The sequence below is a fragment of the Vibrio sp. 03_296 genome (assembly GCF_002265885.1).
Genome location: NZ_NPKW01000860.1, coordinates 1 through 687, shown reverse-complemented (window position 1 = coordinate 687; position 687 = coordinate 1). Strand labels below are relative to the sequence as shown.

The window sequence follows — 687 nt, the reverse complement described above, 5'->3', positions numbered from 1 at the left end:
GTAGGCTATCAAAGCTGACATCAGCGGTTTTTTGTTCCATTGCCATATAACAAATCGATTTAATTATAGTAGTCGTTCGAGCGAGACAATCTAAACCAAAACGGGAACAATGTCCCGTTTTAATTAACAAATCATCGTTTACTGAAAAGAAAGGGAAAGGCTTATTGACACTTAACTTCGTCTACTTTTGCGATAGCTTTATTGTATCGCGACAAGGCAGTGTCGATCTGTTGAGGATGGCTCAATAGATCGGCGAAAGCAGAGCGAAGTTCGTAGTTTTTCTCATGATTTGCTGCTTGACGATCATTAAACGTGCGTTGTGCAATTTCACCAAGTTCATCGCTACGACTCGCCAACATGTTTAATATCACTCTGATTCAAGCTGAAGCCAACTTTCAATTCGGTTTATCGACGGATACTCGGCTTGGGTCATGTTTAAGATAATAGTGAACGGCAGCTCGGTTGAGTTCGAAATGATGTTTTCGACCTTCTAAAACCAGTTGCTGACTTCGGTTAAATCTGGGTATTGCTGCTAGTGAGCTCAGCAAGATCTGAATACCAGTTTAGTGATGCATCGATGTACGCATCGTATTTTTGGGCCAAACATTGGTCATTCGCTGCCAATGCAAAAGATGATGTAGACGCTAGCATTAGAGCAACAACGAAGCGTTTCATAGTGATTCCTTT

Annotated in this window: 1 pseudogene; it reads right to left on the bottom strand. The window is 41.3% G+C overall.

Annotated features, from left to right (window positions below):
- Positions 1–161: 161 nt before the first annotated feature.
- Positions 162–675, bottom strand: a pseudogene (locus tag CIK04_RS28430) (hypothetical protein).
- Positions 676–687 lie beyond the last annotated feature (12 nt).